Here is a 369-nt window from a genome sequence, read left to right as displayed (position 1 = left end):
CTCATGCCCTCCCGGTGCATCTCATACAGCCGATGCACACCCGTCGTCGTCTCCTCCGTCACACCACGGACGCCGGCGGCGAGTTCCGACCAGTTGATCGTGGAGCGCCGCAGCAGCTCTAGCACGACACGGTGTTCGTCGTTGTCGGCGGTGGCGGGGTCGGGCACGGCGCCCGCCTTCTCGAACTCCACGCCCTTGTGGACGAGGAGAGTGGCGTCGCCGCCGTCGTCCAGGATCATGTTCGGACCGGGGTGGCCGGGCCAGGTCAGCGCCTGCTCCGTGCACCACCAGTACTCCTCAAGCGTCTCGCCCTTCCACGCGAAGACGGGAATCCCGGCCGCGGCGATGGCGGCGGCCGCGTGGTCCTGT

The 369-nt window shown here is 69.1% G+C and carries 1 protein-coding gene; it reads right to left on the bottom strand.

Annotation, left to right across the window (positions count from 1 at the left end; translation table 11 throughout):
• Nucleotides 1-369 (bottom strand): adenosylhomocysteinase (locus OF819_RS29080; protein WP_267246641.1); only part of this gene is annotated, 369 nt, incomplete at both ends.

The organism is Streptomyces sp. PR69, from assembly GCF_026420845.1.
In the GTDB taxonomy this organism is placed as follows: Bacteria; Actinomycetota; Actinomycetes; order Streptomycetales; family Streptomycetaceae; genus Streptomyces.
Note: the sequence above shows the minus strand (reverse complement) of the source record. Positions and strands in the feature narration are given on the sequence as shown.